The following is a 15,418-nucleotide window of genomic DNA, read 5'->3' as shown; positions in this document are numbered from 1 at the left end:
CGCTACCGGCCCCCGGGCGGGGGGGCCCGCCTCCCCTGGGGGTGGCGGTCACACCGGCCGTTCGTGCGTGCACGCCGGGCCCGGTCACCCCGACGGGCGGCCCGACCGGCGGCCGGACCCTGGACGCCCCGGTCGGTGACGGTTACCCGTTGCGCTCGGCCAACTACTCCACAAGATGCATCCCGTCAGATGGGACGACATTGCAAGCCTACTAATCCTATCGGCAGGATAGGAAATGCAGAGGCTGGCGTTGTCGTGCTGGTCACTGGCCTGCCAGCGTCGGGAGCGACGCGGCCCACGTACCGAAGGATGGGATGTCGATGACCGTCACGCACCCCGTCGGCGTCGAGGAGGTCGTGCTCGGCGGCGGGCGGTCGCCCGCACCGCCGGACCGCCCACCCGTCACCGGCGTCGCCGCGCGCCTCACCCGGCCCCTACCCGCGCTGCTGCTCGTCGGCCTGCTCGCGGCCGGCTGGCAGCTCATGGCACGCGCCTCCGGCAGCGCCCTGATCCCCGGCCTCGGCGACATCGCCCGCAACCTGGTCGACATCGCCGCCAGCGGCGCGCTGTGGGAGAACGTCCGGGTCACCCTCACCCGCGTCGCGCTCGGCTTCGCGGCGGCGTTCGTCGTCTCCGTCGCCGCCGGTATCGCGATGGGCCGCAGCGAGTGGCTACGCCGCTTCCTGGAGCCCGCCGTCCTCATCGGACTGGCCACCCCCGGCCTGGTCAAGGCCCTGCTGTGCGTGATCTGGTTCGGGGTGAGCCTGCTCAACCCGATCCTCACCGTGGCCCTCGCGGCAGCCCCCGCGCTGACCATCAACGTCGCCCAGGGCGTCCGCTCGGTCGACCCGGCGCTGGGCGAGATGGCCCACGTCTACCGGTTCGACGCGCTGACCCGACTGCGCTACGTGTGGCTGCCCGCCATCGTCCCCGACCTGTTCACCGGGGCGCGGCTGGGCATCGCGATGGCCTGGAAGGTCATCGTGCTGGTGGAGATCTTCGGCCTCGCCGACGGCGTCGGCTACCAGCTCAACCTGGAGTTCTCCCAGCACAACGTGGCCGGGGTGCTCGCCTGGACCGTCGCCTTCGCCCTGGTCATGGCCGCCATCGAGTACGGGCTGCTGCAGACCCTGGAACGCCGGGCGGTGCGCTGGCGGCGGGTGGCGCTGCGATGAGCGTCCGGATCAGCCTCGACGGGGTCGACAAGGCGTTCACCAGCCGGCGCACCGGCGAACGGCAGCAGATCTTCCGCGACTTCTCCCTCACCCTCGCGCCCGACGAACTGGTCGCCGTGGTCGGCGGCTCCGGCACCGGCAAGACCACCCTGATGCACCTGATCGCCGGCCTGGAACGCCCCGACGCGGGCACCGTCTCCACCGGCGGCGGACGACCCCGCCTCGGCATGGTGTTCCAGCAGCCCCGGCTGCTGGACTGGACGTCCGTCGAGACCAACGTGCGGCTCGCCGCGACGGCGGCCGGCGTCGACACCGCGGAGGTCGCCCCGATCCTCGACGCCGTCGGCCTGACCGACTACGCCAGGTCGTACCCGTCGGTGCTCTCCGGCGGGCAGCGCCAGCGCGTCGCCGTGGCCCGCGCGTTCGTCGTCCGCCCCGAGGTGCTGCTGCTCGACGAGCCGTTCAGCGCGCTCGACGAGCTGACCGCCCGCCGCCTGCGGCTGCTGCTGCAACAACTCTGGCTGCGGACCCCGCGCACCGGCCTGCTGGTCACCCACAACGCGCTGGAGGCCGCGTTCCTCGCCGACCGGGTGGTGGTGCTCGGCGGACGTCCCGCCGAGGTGGTCGGGGAGTACCGCATCGACCGCCCGCGCCCCCGAAGCCCCGAGGACCCGGACCTGTTCGACGTGCACCGCCGCATCGTCGCCGCCCTCACCTGAACCCGCCCCACCCGACGGCGCGGCCACCGGTCCGCCGCCCACACCCCGCGAGCCGGGGCATCCCTGAACCATCTGGAAGGAACCCCCGTGTCCACGACACCCCTCACCCGACGATCCCTGCTGCGTGCCGCCGGGCTCCTCGCCGGCGGCGCCGGCGCGGCCACCCTGCTGAGCGCCTGCGGCGACGACGAGCCGGCCGCCGCCGGCACCCGCAGCGCCAAGGTGCAGCCCCGCAGCCCCGGCACGGCGGGGGCGATCCGCGACTCCGTGGCCGAGCAGTTCGGCCTGGAGGCCAAGCATGGGCTCCGCCTCGACCGCAGGGCCGGCGGTGGTCCCGGCGCGGGGCAGGAGCAGCTGCTCACCGGCGTGCTCGACATCTACGCCTTCGGCCCGCTGGGCGCCACCGAGGTGAACACCAGCGGCCACGACGTGGTCATCGTCGGGCCGTCGCTGTGGAACCACGGCCGCTGGATCGTCCCGGCCGACAGCCCCTACCAGAGCATCGCCGACCTCAAGGGCAGGAAGGTCGGCGTGCAGCCACCCAGCAGCGACACCTACCGGGCGGCGGCGCTGGCCGCAGCCGTCAACGGCATCCGCTTCGACAGGGAGTTCAAGCTGTTCACCGGGCAGCCCATCGCCAACCTCGCCCTGTACGAGCGCGGCGACCTCGACGCGATCATCGCCATCGAACCCAACGCCACCCGCCTGGTCGGCTCCGGGAACCGGCAGCTCGCCTCCGTCGACGAACTGTGGCGCACGGGCACCGGCGACAGCAGCCCGTTGTTCCTCAACGGCACCGCCGTACGCCGCGACTGGCTGGCCGCCAACCGGGAGACCGCGAAGGCGTACGTCGACTTCACCCTGGAGGCCTGGCGGCTGATCAAGAAGGACCCGACCCTGATCGGGAAGTACCACGCCGACTACGGCGTCCCCGCCGAGGAGAAGAAGGCGATCGAACTGCTGCCGGAGCGGCTCGCCCCGGTCTACGCCGACGTGTGGGACGACACCGTCTTCGCCAACCTGGAGAAGCAGATCGACCTGGCGGTCGAGGCCGGCGTGCTGAAGAAGCGGGCCGCCAAGCCGGTGTACGAGAAGCTCTGACCCGGCGATGTCCCTGCCCTGGCGCAGCCGCGCCGCCCTGCTGGTGTGCTGCGGGACGCTGTTCCTCGGCGTCCTCGACGGCGCGGCGTTGAACCTGGCCCTGCCGTCGGTGCACCGCGAACTGCGGCTGAGCACGACCGGGTTGCAGTGGGTGGCGACCGGCAACGCGCTGGTCCGGGCCAGCCTCACCCTGCTCTGCGGTGCGGTCGCCGACCGGTACGGGCGGCGGCGGGTGTTCCGGGTCGGGCTGCTGGTGTTCGCGGCGGGATCGGTGCTGTGCGGGGTGGCCCCGCACGCGCCCGCCCTGATCGCCGCCCGGGGCGTGCAGGGGGTCGGGGGAGCGTTGATGGCCCCGCCCGCCCTCGCCCTCATCGCCAACCTGTTCCCCGACGCGGTACGGCGCGGCCGGGCGCTGGGCACCTGGAGCGCGACGGCCGGGGTGTCGGCCGCCTGCGGGCCCCTGGTCGGCGGGGTACTGGTGCAGGCCGCCGGCTGGCGCAGCCTGTTCGCCGTGAGCGTCGGCGGCGCGGCGCTGCTCTACCTGGGCACCCGGCTGCTGCCGCCGGGCGTGGTGGACGGCCCGCCCCGCCGCCTCGACGCGCTGGGCAACACCCTGGCCGCCCTGGTCCTGGTCGGCTTCACGTTCGCCCTGATCGACGGCCCCACCCGGGGCTGGTCGACCGGCCCGGTCCTGGTCGCCGTGGCCGTGGCGGTCGCCGCCGCCGTCGGCTACCTGCCGGCGGCCCGCCGCCGCCCCGACCCGGTGCTCGACCCGCGCCACCTGGCGATCCCCGCGCTGCGCGGCGCGGTGCTCACGGCGGTCGTGGCGTACCTGGTGCTGGGCGGGTTCACCTTCGTCAACACGTTCTACCTGCAACAGGTCTGCGGGTTCAGCCCGCTGGCCACCGGCCTGCTCACCCTGCCGACCACCCTCGGCACACTCGTGCTCGCCAACGTCTCCGGCCGGATCGTCGGCCGGCACGGCGGCCGGCTGCCCGCCACCGTCGGGCACCTGTCGTTCGTGGCGTCGATGACCCTGCTCGCCCTGACCGTCACCACCGACGCGGGCCTGGCCCCGCTGCTCGTCGGCTACCTCCTGCTCGGCGCCGGCATGGGCCTGGTCAACCCGCCGGCCACCAACACCGCCGTGAACAGCCTGCCCCGCGACCGGGCCGGGGTGGCCAGCGCCATCACCAGCGCCTCCCGGCAGATCGGCACCAACCTCGGCGTCGCCGTCCTCGGCGCGGTGGTGGTGTCCGTGCTGGCCCTGACCGGCCAGTCGACCGACGACGTCGCCCGGGTCGCCGCCGAGGCGGGCGACGACTTCACCACCGCCCTGCGCGTCGCGTACGGGCTCGTCGCGGCCACCGCCGCGTCCTGCGCGTACGCGACGTGGCGGCTGTTGCGACCGCCGTCCGACCCGACCCCGGGAGAGGAGGTGGTGGGGATCGAGGACGCCCCGACGGCAGCACCGACCGCCACACCCGCCCGATAACGCACAGCACGACACCAGTACAGAAAGGACCACCACGGTGGCACTCACCAAGGTCAGGAGCGTCCGCAGCGGCGCCATCTTCACCCTGCCGTACCTCGTCGGCCTGGAGCACGGCTACTTCGCCGAGGAGGGCATCGACCTGGAACTGGTCGCCCCCGGCTCGTACGACGCGGTGCTCAAGCCGATCGAGGAGCACGAACTCGTCAGCTCGTTCGGCGGCATCTCCACACCGTTCGAGAGCGGCGACGTCTCCCTCTACCGGGCCTGCGAGTGGGGGCAGATCCGCCGCTCCCACGACAGCGGGCGCGGCGGCCAGATCATCGCCAAGCGGGCCTCGGTGGCCAGCCAGGCGATCTTCGTACGGCCCGACTCCGGCATCAAGCACCCGCAGGGCCTGGCCGGCAGGACCGTCGGCGTCAACTTCCACCACGGCTCGCACTACCTGGCCATCCAGTCCCTGGAGGGCTTCCTGGACCACGACGAGATCAAGGTGGTGCACGCCGGTGGGCCGGCCGAACGGTTCCGCAAGCTGCGCGACGGCGAGATCGACGCGGTGGCGCTGCTGGAGCCGTGGACCACCGCCGCCGAGAAGCTCGGCTACGTGCTGATCACCGAGGCGTTCTACGTCGGCTCGGAGATCGCCAGCGCCGACGTCGACCCGGCGACCTTCGCCGCCGTCGACCGGGCCGTCCGCCGGGCCGTTGCGAAGATCAACGAGGACATCCGGCCGTACCTGCACCACTTCGTCGCCGAGGTGCCCGAGGAGCTGGTGAAGCTGGAGCCGGCGGACTTCCGGCTGGGCCGGTTGCGCTACGTCGACCCGCAGCCGTACCCGGAGGCCGAGTTCGAGCGCACCTACCGGTGGATGGTGAAGTGGGGCCTGATCGCTCCCGAGTCGACGTTCACCTCCATCGTGGACAACCGGGTCGTCACGGTCTGACCCGGCTCGGGGCCGGCCCGGTCGACGACGGCCGGGCCGGCCCGGCACCCGCTGGACGCGGCCGGGCCATCGGTGGCCTGCCGGTCAGCCCGGCGGCAGGTCGACCAGGCGGTGCAGGAGGCGGCGCAGCCGGGCGCGTTCGGCGGGGGTGAATCCGCTGAGCAGTTCGTCCTGGGCGGCGTCGACCAGGGCGTCCAGCTCGCGCATTCGGGCGGTCCCGGCGGCGGTGATGTGGACGACGTTGCGTCGGCGGTCCGCCGGGTCCGGCTCGCGGCGCAGCAGCCCTTCGGCCGCCATCGCGTTGAGGGTGTCGACGGCGTCGCCCCGGTCGATGCCGAGCCGGCGGCACAGGTCCGCCTGGCTGATGCCGCCGAACTCGTCGAGCGCGGCGAGGATGGCGTACCGCATCCGGTCGGCGGGCCGGTCCAGGTGCCGGGTGACGACCCGGTTGGCGCGGGCCGCCGCGTGGTGGAGCAGCCAGCTGGTCAGCCGCCGGAGCCGGACCGGTGGCGCTCCCGGTGTCGGTTCGCTGCGCTCTGTCACCCACCCAGTGTACCTAAACGTTGGACCTCCAACGACTTTACCGATATCGTTGGAGGTCCAACAATTCTCGGGTCGGGGGTGGCGATGACGGCAGCCGGCGGGAACGCCGACCCGGCCTCCCCGACGGGACGTGTCCCCACCACCGCCGTGCCGGCCCCGGTGTGGTGGCTCGCGGCCGTCCTCGCCTCGGGCTCGGTGCTGACCGGCATCGACACCTCGCTGGTCAACGTCGGCATCGAGGTCATCGGGCGCGACCTGGGTGCCTCGTTGACCGAGGCGCAATGGATCAACAGCGGCTACCTGCTGGCCCTCGCCGCGACACTGCCGGTCTGCGGCTGGCTCAGCCGGCGGATCGGGCCCGGCCGGCTCTGGCTCTGGTCGCTGGCCGGGTTCACGCTCACCTCCGCATCGTGCGCACTCGCCCGCAGCGCCGACACGCTCATCGTCGCCCGGGTGCTCCAGGGGCTCACCGGCGGACTGCTCATCCCCGCCGGAATGGCCATCCTCGGCCCGGCCGCCGGCCGGGAGCGGATGGGTCGGGTCATCGCCGTCGCCAGCGTCCCGTCGATCCTGGCCCCGGCCTTCGGGCCGATCATCGGCGCCCTGCTCGTCGACAACCTCTCCTGGCACTGGATGTTCCTGGTCAACGTGCCGATCGGGATCGTCGGACTGCTGCTGGCCCTGCGGGTGGTCCCACGCGGCGAGGCCGGCCGGGCCGGCCGGCTCGACCTGCCGGCCCTGCTGCTGGTCGCACTCGGGCTGCCGTTGCTCACCTACGCCGTCACCCGGGCGATGGACCACGGCGAACTGCTCGCGCCGCCGGTGCTGGTGCCCCTGGTGGCCGCGCTCGTCGCGTTGGCGCTCTTCGTCCACCGGTCGCTGCGCGCCGACGAGCCGTTGATGGACCTACGCCTGGCCCGGGACCCCGTCTACGCCGCCGCGGCGGGCACCATCGTCTTCTCCGGTGCCGCCCTGTTCGGTGGGCTGATCGTGATGCCGCTCTACTTCCAACTCGGGACGGGCCGGGACATCGTCGACACCGGGCTGCTGCTGATGGCGTTCAGCCTCGGTGCCGCGGTGACCTTTCCCCTCGCCGGCCGGTTGGCCGACGAGCACGGTGGCGGCGTCGTGGCCCTGGTCGGCCTGATGGTCGTCGTGGTCGGCACGATTCCGATGACGCTGCTGCCGGCCGATCCGGACCTGGTGCTCGTCGAGGCACTCCAGGTCGTCCGGGGTGTCGGTCTGGCGCTGGCCGGGTCACCCGTCGTCTCCGCCGCGCTGGCCCGGGTGCGGCCCGACCAGATGTCGGACGCCAGTTCGCAGGTGAACACCCTGTCCCGGGTCGGCGGTGCGCTCGGCAGCGCGCTGTGCGCGGTGGTGCTTGCCGGCGCGCTGGCCGACGCCGGCTCCGACGCCGAGGTCGCCGCGGCCTTCCGGGTCACCTTCCGGTGGCTGACCGGCATGGCGCTGGTCGCCCTCGTCCTCGCCGCCCGGCTGCACCGGGCGCAACGACGCGCCCGACGTGCACAGGCCCGGTGACCGGAACCCCACCGGGCACATCCCACCGATCAGGAGGTCATCTCATGCGTACCGCCATCATCATCGGCAGCACCCGACCGGGACGACGGGGCGCGGCGGTGGCCCGCTGGGTCCACCGGCTGGCCGCCGAGCGGGGCGACGCGGTCTACGAGGTCGTCGACCTGGCCGACCACGACCTGCCGCACCTCGACGAGCCGGTCCCGGCCGCCATGGGCTCCGAGCACTACACCGCCGCGCACACCCGCCGCTGGGCCGAGACCGTCGCGTCCTACGACGGGTACGTCTTCGTCACGCCGGAGTACAACCACTCCTATCCCGGCGTGCTGAAGAACGCGATCGACTACCTCTACACCGAGTGGCACCACAAGTCGGCGGGTTTCGTCGGGTACGGCCTCAACGGCGGTACCCGGGCCGTCGAGCACCTGCGGCTGGTGCTGGCCGAAGTGCACGTCGCCGACGTCCGCGACCAGGTCGGCCTGCACTGCTTCGCCGAGTTCGACGCCGACGGCGAGGTGCGGCCCACCGGCAACCAGGTGGACGTCCTGCACCGGATGCTCGACGAGGTGACGGCCTGGGGCGGTGCCCTGGCCACGGTGCGCCAGCGGTGACCGGCCGCCGGGGGGACGGCGGCACGCCCGCAGATTCCCGCTACGCGAGAACCAGCTGTCCGAGTTCCTGGGTGCATCGGGTGAGCGCGACGTAGAGGCCGTTCCATCCGCGCGGCCCGGCGGCGATGCCCTGGGGGTCGACGAGGAGCGCCGCATCCCATTCCAGTCCCTTGGCCTGGACCGCGGTGAGCACCGGTACGTCACCCAGTACGGCGTGGAGTTCGGCGATGCGGTCGGCGGGGGCGATGACGCCCACCGTGCCGCCGTGCCACCGTTGCTGCAACTGCCGGACGGCCCGGGCAGCGGTGGCGGCAAGCTCCGCAGGGGCGACCGTGCGCACCCAGGGGTCGATGCCGCAGGAACGCACCGCCCGGGGCGGGGAGTTGTCGCTACCGGCCTGCTTCAGGACGGGCCCGGTGAGGTCCATGACCTCGCGCGGGGTGCGGTAACAGATGGTGAGTTCCGCCGCGGTCCACCGCTCGCCGAAAGCTGCCCGTACCGCCTGTGCCCAGGTGGTGTGCCGGTGCGCCGCCTCCGTCTGATCGATGTCGCCGACCGCCGTGACGGATCGACTGGGACAACGCCGTAGCACCATCTGCCACTGCATCTCGGACAGCTCCTGCGCCTCGTCGATGACGACGTGGCCGTACACCCAGCCGCGCTGCCGGCGGGCGTGGTCGGCGACGAAATCGCCCTGCGGTGGCGGGGCCTCGGTTTCGCCCAGTAGGTCGGCGACGGCGTCGAGCAGGGGGATGTCGCTCGAAGCCCACGGTGCGGCGGGCTCGGTCGATACGGCGGTGATCTCCGCTGCGGACAACTGGGGAACGAAGCGGGCGAGCAGGGCGGGGTCGGTCAGGAGATTCCTCACCAGCTCTTCGGCGTCGAGGGTGGGCCACCAGGCCTCGACGAACCGGGCGATGGTGGCGTTCTCCCCGATCCGACCCCGGAGGATGTCGATCTCCTCCTCGGAGAGCAGCCCGTCGACGTCACTGCCGGTGGGCCCACCTCCGGGCCGGTGGTCATGCTCCATGCTCCGGTCGACGCGGGCGAGGATGTCCTCGAAGCCCTCCTCCATCGCGTGCATCAGCGCCTCGCGTTGATCGACGACGGCTTCGGTCAGGAGGTGGTGCAGCTGTTCGGCGCACGCCTCGCGGGCCCGGTGATAGGGACGTCCCCGCACCGAGGCGAGTATCTGGGCGACCGTCCCGGCGGGGATGACGTAGAACTCGCCCTCCCAGCGCAGCTTCAGCTCACGGGGCCGGGGGAACAGCGAGCCGACGTAGTTCTCGAGCGCGGCCTGCCACAGGGCGCGGCCCTTGATCTCGGCGAGAGTGCGGCTCTCGTCGCGGCCCACGCGGATGTCGGGCAGCAGGGTGTCGCAGGTCGCCGAGACGACGGCGGTCTCACCGAGCGCGGGCAGCACCTGGGCGATGTACCGGAGGAACCGCGGGGAGGGACCGAGGACCAGGACCGCCTGGTCGGCCATTGTCGAGTGGGCGAACAGCAGATAAGCGACGCGGTGCAGGGCCACCACCGTCTTGCCGGTGCCGGGACCGCCCTGCACGATCAGCGGGCCGGTCGCCTCCGCCCGGATGATGTCGTCCTGTTCGCGTTGCAGCGTGGAGATCGCTGCCGACATGTGACCGGTGCGCCGCTGGTCCAGGGCGGCCAGCAGCGCGCCCTCACCGACGAGTTCCGCTGTCATGGTCCCGTCCAGCGGCTCGTCGTCCACCCCGACGACCACCGGTCCCGTCGTGCGGATGTGCCGACGCCGCGCCTGCCCCTGCGGGTCGACAGCCGTCGCGGTGTAGAACGGCCGGGCCGCTGGAGCGCGCCAGTCCAGCAGCAGCGGCTCACCGTCCTCGTCGTCGTTGCGCAGGCCGACCCGGCCCACGTGCCGCACGGTGCCGTCAAGACCGTCGAGGCGGCCGAAGACCAATCGTTCCTGCGCCTGCCGCAGCTGCTCGAACTGCTGGCGGAGCATGCGCAGCCGCGCCCGTTCCAACACGTCCAGGGCGGCTGAGGAAAGCTCGGCCTGCAGGTGGTCGACAAGGCTGTCGCGCCGGGCCATGGCCGAGTCGAGAAACTGCTGTTCCTCGGCGACCGCGGATCGGCGCGCGGCGTCCGCTGCGGGGGAGGTTGACGTTCCACTGCGGGTAATTGCCGTGGTGACGTCGGCGATGCCATTGTCCAGAGCAGATTTCCGACGCATTCGCAGATCCTCGGACTGGTGCTTTTCCTGCCACCCGACCGGCCGCAGGCATTCCGGCGACAAGCATAGGGTCGCTGTCTCCTCGTCGTGCCCCGATGCTGTCGGCGGAGATGAGCGTCTCAATACCTGGCAGTTCCTTGCCGATTGTGGCCCTGTTCCGTCCTGGCGGATCGTGCCGCCCCTTCCGGGGGCGGACGCCGGTGGCAAGATCCCTGCGTGGGAGGTTGTCGACACCGTGGTGCGGGGTCCGCCGGGCCGGTTCGTCGCGGCCTGCTCGGCACGGGCCGTCCGGGAGCGTCGGCAGGCGGGGAGCGGCAGCGCTAGGCGTTGACATGCTTCGATGTCTGCGTTAACTTCGGGGAAAACACGAATGCAATGATCTCGACATTTTTGTCGACGTCTCGTCGCGTCGGCATCACGCTGCCCGACGCCCGACCCAGGGAACTGTCGTGACCACTTCGCTCGCCTCCGTACAGAATCCGTCCACCCTCCGATGGCTGGCGTCGGTCTGCCTGTCGGTCGTGCTGGTGGCCGCCGGCATCGCCGGAGGATCACCGTCGGCGTCGACGGCCGCGCCCCGGGTGGCGGCGACCCCCACCACGCCGCCCGCGTCCTACCCCGGCCCGGGCCGGGTCACCGGCGACGTCGGGGTGCACGACCCGACGGTCGTGATCCGCCCCGGTGGCGGCTACCTGCTGGCGCACACCGGCGACAACATCGCGCTCAAGACCTCCACCGACCGGACGGCGTTCCGCAACGCGGGAACGGTGTTCCCCGGCGGCGCGCCGTGGACGACGACGTACACCGGGGGCAGTCGCAACCTGTGGGCGCCGGACCTGACCTACCGCGACGGCCGGTACTGGCTGTACTACTCGGCCTCGACGTTCGGCTCCAACCGGTCGGCGATCTTCCTGGCCACGAGCACCACCGGGGCGTCGGGCAGTTGGACCAACCAGGGTCTGGTGATCGAGTCCCGGACCTCGGACAACTTCAACGCGATCGACCCCAACCTGGTGGTCGACGCCATCGGCAGATGGTGGCTCAGCTTCGGGTCGTTCTGGTCCGGCATCAAGATGGTGGCGCTGAACCCGGCCACCGGGAAACGCTCCGACACGACCGTGCTCAGCATCGCGGGCCGCAACGGGGGCGCCATCGAGGCCCCCGTGATCGTGCGGCACGGCAACTACTACTACCTGTGGGTGTCGTTCGACAGGTGCTGCCAGGGCGCGGCGAGCACCTACCGGGTCATGGTTGGCAGGTCCAACTCGGTCACCGGCCCGTACGTCGACCGCAACGGGGTGGCGATGACCGCCGGCGGTGGCACCCAGGTGCTCGCCGGGCACGGCAGCATCCACGGGCCCGGGCACCAGGCGGTGTTCACCGACACCGACGCCGAGGTGCTCGTCTACCACTACTACGCCGACAACGGCACGTCGCTGCTCGGCATCAACCTGCTCGGCTACGACACCGCCGGCTGGCCGTTCGTCTACTGACCGGCAGCGGGCTCCGACGACGTGGCGTCGCCCGACCGACGCGCCGCCGCCGGCCGGGCATCCGCCACGGCGGCGGTGAGGCGGGCGGCGAGCGCGGCCACCGCGGCCCGCAGTTCGGGCCCCTCCTCCACGGTGAACCCGAACGGGACGGCGGCCAGCCACTCCCCGGCGTACATCCGGGTGTTGGTGGTGCTGCCGGTGAGCACGCAGCGCTCGCCGGCGGGCTCCAGCCGACCCATCGTCGGCCCGACCCAGGGGGCCACCCGTTCGTAGGGCTCGTGGAACACCACCCGGGTCGGGTACCTCCACCCGGAGCCCAGGTGCGCCTCCAGGGTGGCGACGGGGTCGAGGTCGGCGGGCGGGGTGAACGGCTGCGGCAGGTGCCGCACCGCCCCGATCCGGTCGATCCGGTACGTGCGGACGGCGTCCGCCCGGTGCGAGTGGCACAGCAGGTACCAGCGGCCGTGGCGCACCACCACCGCCCACGGGTCGACCTCGACCTCCCACGACGTGCCGCTCTCGGCGGTGTAGCCGACGGCCACCCGGCGACGGTCGGCCACGGCCGTGACCAGCGCGCTCGTCGTGATCGGGTCGGCGTGCACCGCCCGCCGGTCGGCGGCGGCCGCCGCGTACGTGCGCAGCGCCGCCGCCTGCCGTCCGACGTTGTCGGGCAGTGCCCGGATGAGTTTGCTCAACGCGGCGCCGACCAGCCCGTCGGCGTCGATCGCGGCCGGCTGTCCGTCGAGCACGGCCATCACCAGGCCGAGGACCTGCTCCTGGGTGAACACGACGGCCGGCAGCCGCGCACCCCGGCCGAGCCGGTAACCCCCGTACGGCCCCCGGACGGACTCGACCGGGATACCGGCCTCCCGGAGGACCTCGACGTAGCGGCGCGCGGCGCGCTCGGTCACGCCGAGGCCTGCGGCGAGCTGGGCGGCCGTCGTGCCGGGCCGGTCGCGCAGGATGTCGAGCGTCCGCAGGGCGCGGGCGGTGGGGCTGACGTTCTCCACGCCACGGACGGTACCGGAAGGAAAACGTCCGGAACCGGCTCTAGGTTGACCCGTATGACGGATGAACAAATCGTCCTCGTCGGTGGTCTCTGGCTCGACGCCCCGGTGTGGGACGGCGTGGTGGCCGAACTGGCGACGCGCGGCCGCCACGCGGTGGCGGTACGCCTGCCCGGCCAGGGGGACGGGAACACCACGGCGACGCTCGACGACCAGCTCGACGCGGTACTGGCCGCCGTCGACGCGGCACCGGGCGGGTCGGTGGTGGTGGGGCACTCGGCCGCCTGCTCCCTGGCCTGGCTGGCCGCCGACGCCCGGCCCTCCACGGTGAGCAGGGTCGTGCTGATCGGCGGGTTCCCACCGGCCGACGGGGACTCCTATGCCGACTTCTTCCCGATCGAGGACGGCGTGATGCCCTTCCCCGGCTGGGCGCCCTTCGAGGGCCCGGACGCGGCCGACCTCGACGACCGGGCCCGGCGGGAGTTCGCCGCCGCCGCCGTCCCGGTACCCGAGCAGGTCGCCCGGGGGACCGTCCGGCTGACCGACACCCGGCGGTACGAGGTGCCGGTCGCGCTGGTCTGCCCCGAGTTCTCCCCGGCCCAGGCGCAGGCCCTGATCGACGCCGGTGACCTGCCCGAACTCGCCAAGGCCCGGCGCGTCGACCTGGTCGACATCGACTCCGGGCACTGGCCGATGCTCAGCCGGCCGGTCGAACTGGCCGGCATCCTGGCCGACCTCTGACGGGTCCGGCGCGCACCCGGCGGACCCTGCCGGGCCCGCCGGTGACCCGGCGGCACCGGGCGACGGTGAACGGGGGCGCACCGGTGCGGTCGGGTGACCGGTGCCCGGTGGGGCGCGCGGGAGCACCGCCGGGGCCGGCCGCCCGGGGTCGCCGGCGTCGGTCGGCGGCCCCGCAGCGGCACCCCGTGGCGTCCACCGGGCCGTCCGGTCGGGCGGTCAGGGCGTGGTGGTCGCCCCGGCGGCCTCCCTGATCAGGTCGACCAGCATGCCCGCCTCCGGGATGGCCACGGTGTGCGAACCGCCGGGCACCTCCACCGTCCGCCGGGAGCCGGCCCGCTCGGCCATGAACCGGTGGGCCGCCACCGGGATGTTGAGATCCTCGCTGCCGAACAGGAACCAGGACGGCAGCGACCGCCAGGCCGGCTCCCCGGACGGCTCACCCAGCGCCGCCTCGGTGATCGGCCGCTGGGTCACCGCCATCACCGCGGCCTGCGCCGCCGTCGAGTCGGCGGCGAACTGCTGGTGGTAGCGGTCCTGCCGGATGTAGAGGTCGGTCGCCCCGTCGGGCAGCGTCACCGGGGCCAGCGTGTCGCCCAGGGTGCTGCCGGGGAACCGGCCGGCCAGGTCGGCGGCGCTCTCCCCGGCCAGGGGCGCGAACGCCCCGACGTAGACCAGCGCGGTGACGCCCGTGCCCGCCACCGGCACGTTGGAGATCACCATGCCGCCGTAGGAGTGGCCCACGAGCATCACCGGCCCGTCGATCCCGGTGAGCACGGCGCGCAGGTAGTCGGCGTCGTGCCGGACACCACGCAGCGGGTTGGCCACCGCCACCGCGGGATAGCCCTGGTCGACCAGGGCGGCGATCACCCCGGCCCAGCTCGCCGACTCGGCGAACGCGCCGTGGACGAGGACGACCGTCGGGGTGCCGGGCCGTGCGGTGGTGATGGACATTGCCGGGTACCTCCGGACAGTGGCGCGGATGTCCGTTCCATTCTGCGGTCGTCGCCGCGCCACGTCGTGCCCCGGGCGGCCGGCTCACCCGGCCGGGGTAACGGGGGCGGGACGCCGGGCCGGCGGTCCGGGTACCGTGGCCGGCGAGTCGAGAGGAGCACCGCGTGCAGGATCAACCCGAGCCGCTCACCGCGACCACGGTCGGGATCAGTCCGGCCACCCCGCCCAGCGGCCCCGGCTGCGTCGAGTGCGAGTCGTCCGGCGGATGGTGGTTCCACCTGCGCCGCTGCGCGGCCTGCGGCCACGTCGGCTGCTGCGACTCGTCGCCGGGCCAGCACGCCACGGCGCACGCCACCGGCGAGGGGCATCCGGTGGTGCAGAGCTTCGAACCCGGCGAGGACTGGTTCTGGGACTACCCGGCCGACCAGTTCCACCCGCACGGCCCGGAGCTGGCCCCGCCGCAGTCGCGTCCGTCTGACCAGCCGGCCCCCGGCCCCGAGGGCCGGGTACCGGAGGACTGGAAGCGTCGACTGCACTGACGGGCACGCCGGCGGGACGGCCCGTTTAGCCCGGTGACCTGCCGGGCAGGTCACTGCGGTGACCGCCGCCGACGAACCGCCCGCCATCGAGTTCCGGCGCTCCCGCAGGCGTCAGGTCGCCCTCCTGGCGGCGGGCCTGCCGACGGCGGTGCTGGTGGTGGCGGTGGTCAACCTGGCCACCGGTGACCCGTGGTGGGACGGGCTGTGGATTCCGGGGTGGATTCTGGCCCTCGGGCTCCTGCGCGGGGCGGCTCGTCCGTCGTCCACCGGTCACCAGCCCCGGCTGCCGCTGCGGCTCACCCCGGACCACCTCGAGGTGACCGGCCCGGGGGAGCGCACCCTGGTCGTCGGGTGG

The 15,418-nt window shown here is 73.2% G+C and carries 15 protein-coding genes; 11 read left to right on the top strand and 4 right to left on the bottom strand.

Annotated elements, in window-relative coordinates; genetic code table 11:
• The first annotated feature begins 320 nt into the window (after positions 1-320).
• The 5 genes from ACOJTC_RS08690 (at position 321) to ACOJTC_RS08670 (ending at position 5,430) form a co-directional block, all read left to right on the top strand.
• Complete coding sequence (locus ACOJTC_RS08690; RefSeq protein WP_420116450.1) at positions 321-1,175, top strand: ABC transporter permease; 855 nt, start codon at positions 321-323, stop codon at positions 1,173-1,175.
• The gene (locus ACOJTC_RS08685; RefSeq protein ID WP_420116449.1) at positions 1,172-1,894 is read left to right on the top strand and encodes an ABC transporter ATP-binding protein; all 723 of its coding nucleotides are present in this window, start codon (positions 1,172-1,174) and stop codon (positions 1,892-1,894) included. The genes ACOJTC_RS08690 and ACOJTC_RS08685 overlap by 4 nt, the downstream gene beginning before the upstream one ends.
• Positions 1,895-1,981: 87 nt before the next feature.
• A complete protein-coding gene (locus ACOJTC_RS08680; protein WP_420116448.1) occupies positions 1,982-2,995 on the top strand; it encodes an ABC transporter substrate-binding protein in 1,014 nt (337 codons plus the stop codon).
• A 7-nt stretch (positions 2,996-3,002) separates the two neighbouring features.
• Positions 3,003-4,490 (top strand): MFS transporter, encoded by a 1,488-nt coding sequence (locus ACOJTC_RS08675; RefSeq protein WP_420116447.1) that lies wholly within the window; start codon positions 3,003-3,005, stop codon positions 4,488-4,490.
• A 37-nt stretch (positions 4,491-4,527) separates the two neighbouring features.
• A complete protein-coding gene (locus ACOJTC_RS08670; protein WP_420116446.1) occupies positions 4,528-5,430 on the top strand; it encodes an ABC transporter substrate-binding protein in 903 nt (300 codons plus the stop codon).
• An 84-nt stretch (positions 5,431-5,514) separates the two neighbouring features.
• On the opposite strand, the gene ACOJTC_RS08665 is transcribed toward ACOJTC_RS08670, so the two are convergent.
• The gene (locus ACOJTC_RS08665) at positions 5,515-5,973 is read right to left on the bottom strand and encodes a MarR family winged helix-turn-helix transcriptional regulator (protein ID WP_420116445.1); all 459 of its coding nucleotides are present in this window, start codon (positions 5,971-5,973) and stop codon (positions 5,515-5,517) included.
• 84 nt (positions 5,974-6,057) lie between these two features.
• On the opposite strand from ACOJTC_RS08665, the gene ACOJTC_RS08660 reads away from it, so the two are divergent.
• Together ACOJTC_RS08660 and ACOJTC_RS08655 are read left to right on the top strand one after the other, a co-directional pair.
• Positions 6,058-7,512: a DHA2 family efflux MFS transporter permease subunit gene (locus tag ACOJTC_RS08660; protein ID WP_420116444.1), complete on the top strand. Its 1,455-nt coding sequence runs from the start codon at positions 6,058-6,060 to the stop codon at positions 7,510-7,512.
• A 44-nt stretch (positions 7,513-7,556) separates the two neighbouring features.
• Complete coding sequence (locus ACOJTC_RS08655; RefSeq protein ID WP_420116443.1) at positions 7,557-8,120, top strand: NADPH-dependent FMN reductase; 564 nt, start codon at positions 7,557-7,559, stop codon at positions 8,118-8,120.
• 40 nt (positions 8,121-8,160) lie between these two features.
• Here the strand turns inward: ACOJTC_RS08655 and ACOJTC_RS08650 are convergent, their stop codons facing one another.
• Positions 8,161-10,332, bottom strand: a complete 2,172-nt coding sequence (locus tag ACOJTC_RS08650) for a HelD family protein (protein WP_420116442.1) — start codon at positions 10,330-10,332, stop codon at positions 8,161-8,163.
• Positions 10,333-10,781: 449 nt separating this feature from the next.
• Here ACOJTC_RS08650 and ACOJTC_RS08645 point away from each other — a divergent pair, with 449 nt between their 5' ends.
• Entirely contained in the window at positions 10,782-11,825 is a 1,044-nt protein-coding gene (locus tag ACOJTC_RS08645; protein ID WP_420116441.1) for an arabinan endo-1,5-alpha-L-arabinosidase, read from the top strand.
• Here the strand turns inward: ACOJTC_RS08645 and ACOJTC_RS08640 are convergent.
• Positions 11,819-12,835, bottom strand: coding sequence for a helix-turn-helix transcriptional regulator (locus ACOJTC_RS08640; protein ID WP_420116440.1), 1,017 nt, complete (start codon positions 12,833-12,835; stop codon positions 11,819-11,821). The two genes, ACOJTC_RS08645 and ACOJTC_RS08640, sit on opposite strands and share 7 nt — an antisense overlap.
• A gap of 54 nt (positions 12,836-12,889) precedes the next feature.
• Here ACOJTC_RS08640 and ACOJTC_RS08635 point away from each other — a divergent pair, with 54 nt between their 5' ends.
• Positions 12,890-13,573, top strand: coding sequence for an alpha/beta fold hydrolase (locus ACOJTC_RS08635; protein ID WP_420116439.1), 684 nt, complete (start codon positions 12,890-12,892; stop codon positions 13,571-13,573).
• Between the two features lie 216 nt (positions 13,574-13,789).
• Here the strand turns inward: ACOJTC_RS08635 and ACOJTC_RS08630 are convergent, their stop codons facing one another.
• Complete coding sequence (locus ACOJTC_RS08630; protein ID WP_420116438.1) at positions 13,790-14,524, bottom strand: alpha/beta fold hydrolase; 735 nt, start codon at positions 14,522-14,524, stop codon at positions 13,790-13,792.
• Positions 14,525-14,688: 164 nt separating this feature from the next.
• On the opposite strand from ACOJTC_RS08630, the gene ACOJTC_RS08625 reads away from it, so the two are divergent.
• Together ACOJTC_RS08625 and ACOJTC_RS08620 are read left to right on the top strand one after the other, a co-directional pair.
• Entirely contained in the window at positions 14,689-15,063 is a 375-nt protein-coding gene (locus ACOJTC_RS08625; protein ID WP_420116437.1) for a UBP-type zinc finger domain-containing protein, read from the top strand.
• 58 nt (positions 15,064-15,121) lie between these two features.
• Positions 15,122-15,418: hypothetical protein (locus ACOJTC_RS08620; protein ID WP_420116436.1), on the top strand; the 297-nt coding region annotated here is incomplete at its 3' end.

The sequence above is a fragment of the Micromonospora sp. genome (genome assembly GCF_048594385.1).
Lineage (GTDB): Bacteria > Actinomycetota > Actinomycetes > Mycobacteriales > Micromonosporaceae > Micromonospora > Micromonospora wenchangensis.
The sequence above is the reverse complement of the archived record's forward strand: the minus strand, read 5'-3'. Positions and strand labels throughout refer to the sequence as shown.

Bases quoted from the DNA above. Each gene is read 5' to 3' on its own strand.
- ACOJTC_RS08690 (WP_420116450.1), top strand. From the start codon at position 321: ATGACCGTCACGCACCCCGTCGGCGTCGAGGAGGTCGTGCTCGGCGGC.
- ACOJTC_RS08685 (WP_420116449.1), top strand. From the start codon at position 1,172: ATGAGCGTCCGGATCAGCCTCGACGGGGTCGACAAGGCGTTCACCAGC.
- ACOJTC_RS08675 (WP_420116447.1), top strand. From the start codon at position 3,003: ATGTCCCTGCCCTGGCGCAGCCGCGCCGCCCTGCTGGTGTGCTGCGGG.
- ACOJTC_RS08660 (WP_420116444.1), top strand. From the start codon at position 6,058: ATGACGGCAGCCGGCGGGAACGCCGACCCGGCCTCCCCGACGGGACGT.
- ACOJTC_RS08655 (WP_420116443.1), top strand. From the start codon at position 7,557: ATGCGTACCGCCATCATCATCGGCAGCACCCGACCGGGACGACGGGGC.
- ACOJTC_RS08650 (WP_420116442.1), bottom strand. From the start codon at position 10,332: ATGCGTCGGAAATCTGCTCTGGACAATGGCATCGCCGACGTCACCACG.
- ACOJTC_RS08635 (WP_420116439.1), top strand. From the start codon at position 12,890: ATGACGGATGAACAAATCGTCCTCGTCGGTGGTCTCTGGCTCGACGCC.
- ACOJTC_RS08630 (WP_420116438.1), bottom strand. From the start codon at position 14,524: ATGTCCATCACCACCGCACGGCCCGGCACCCCGACGGTCGTCCTCGTC.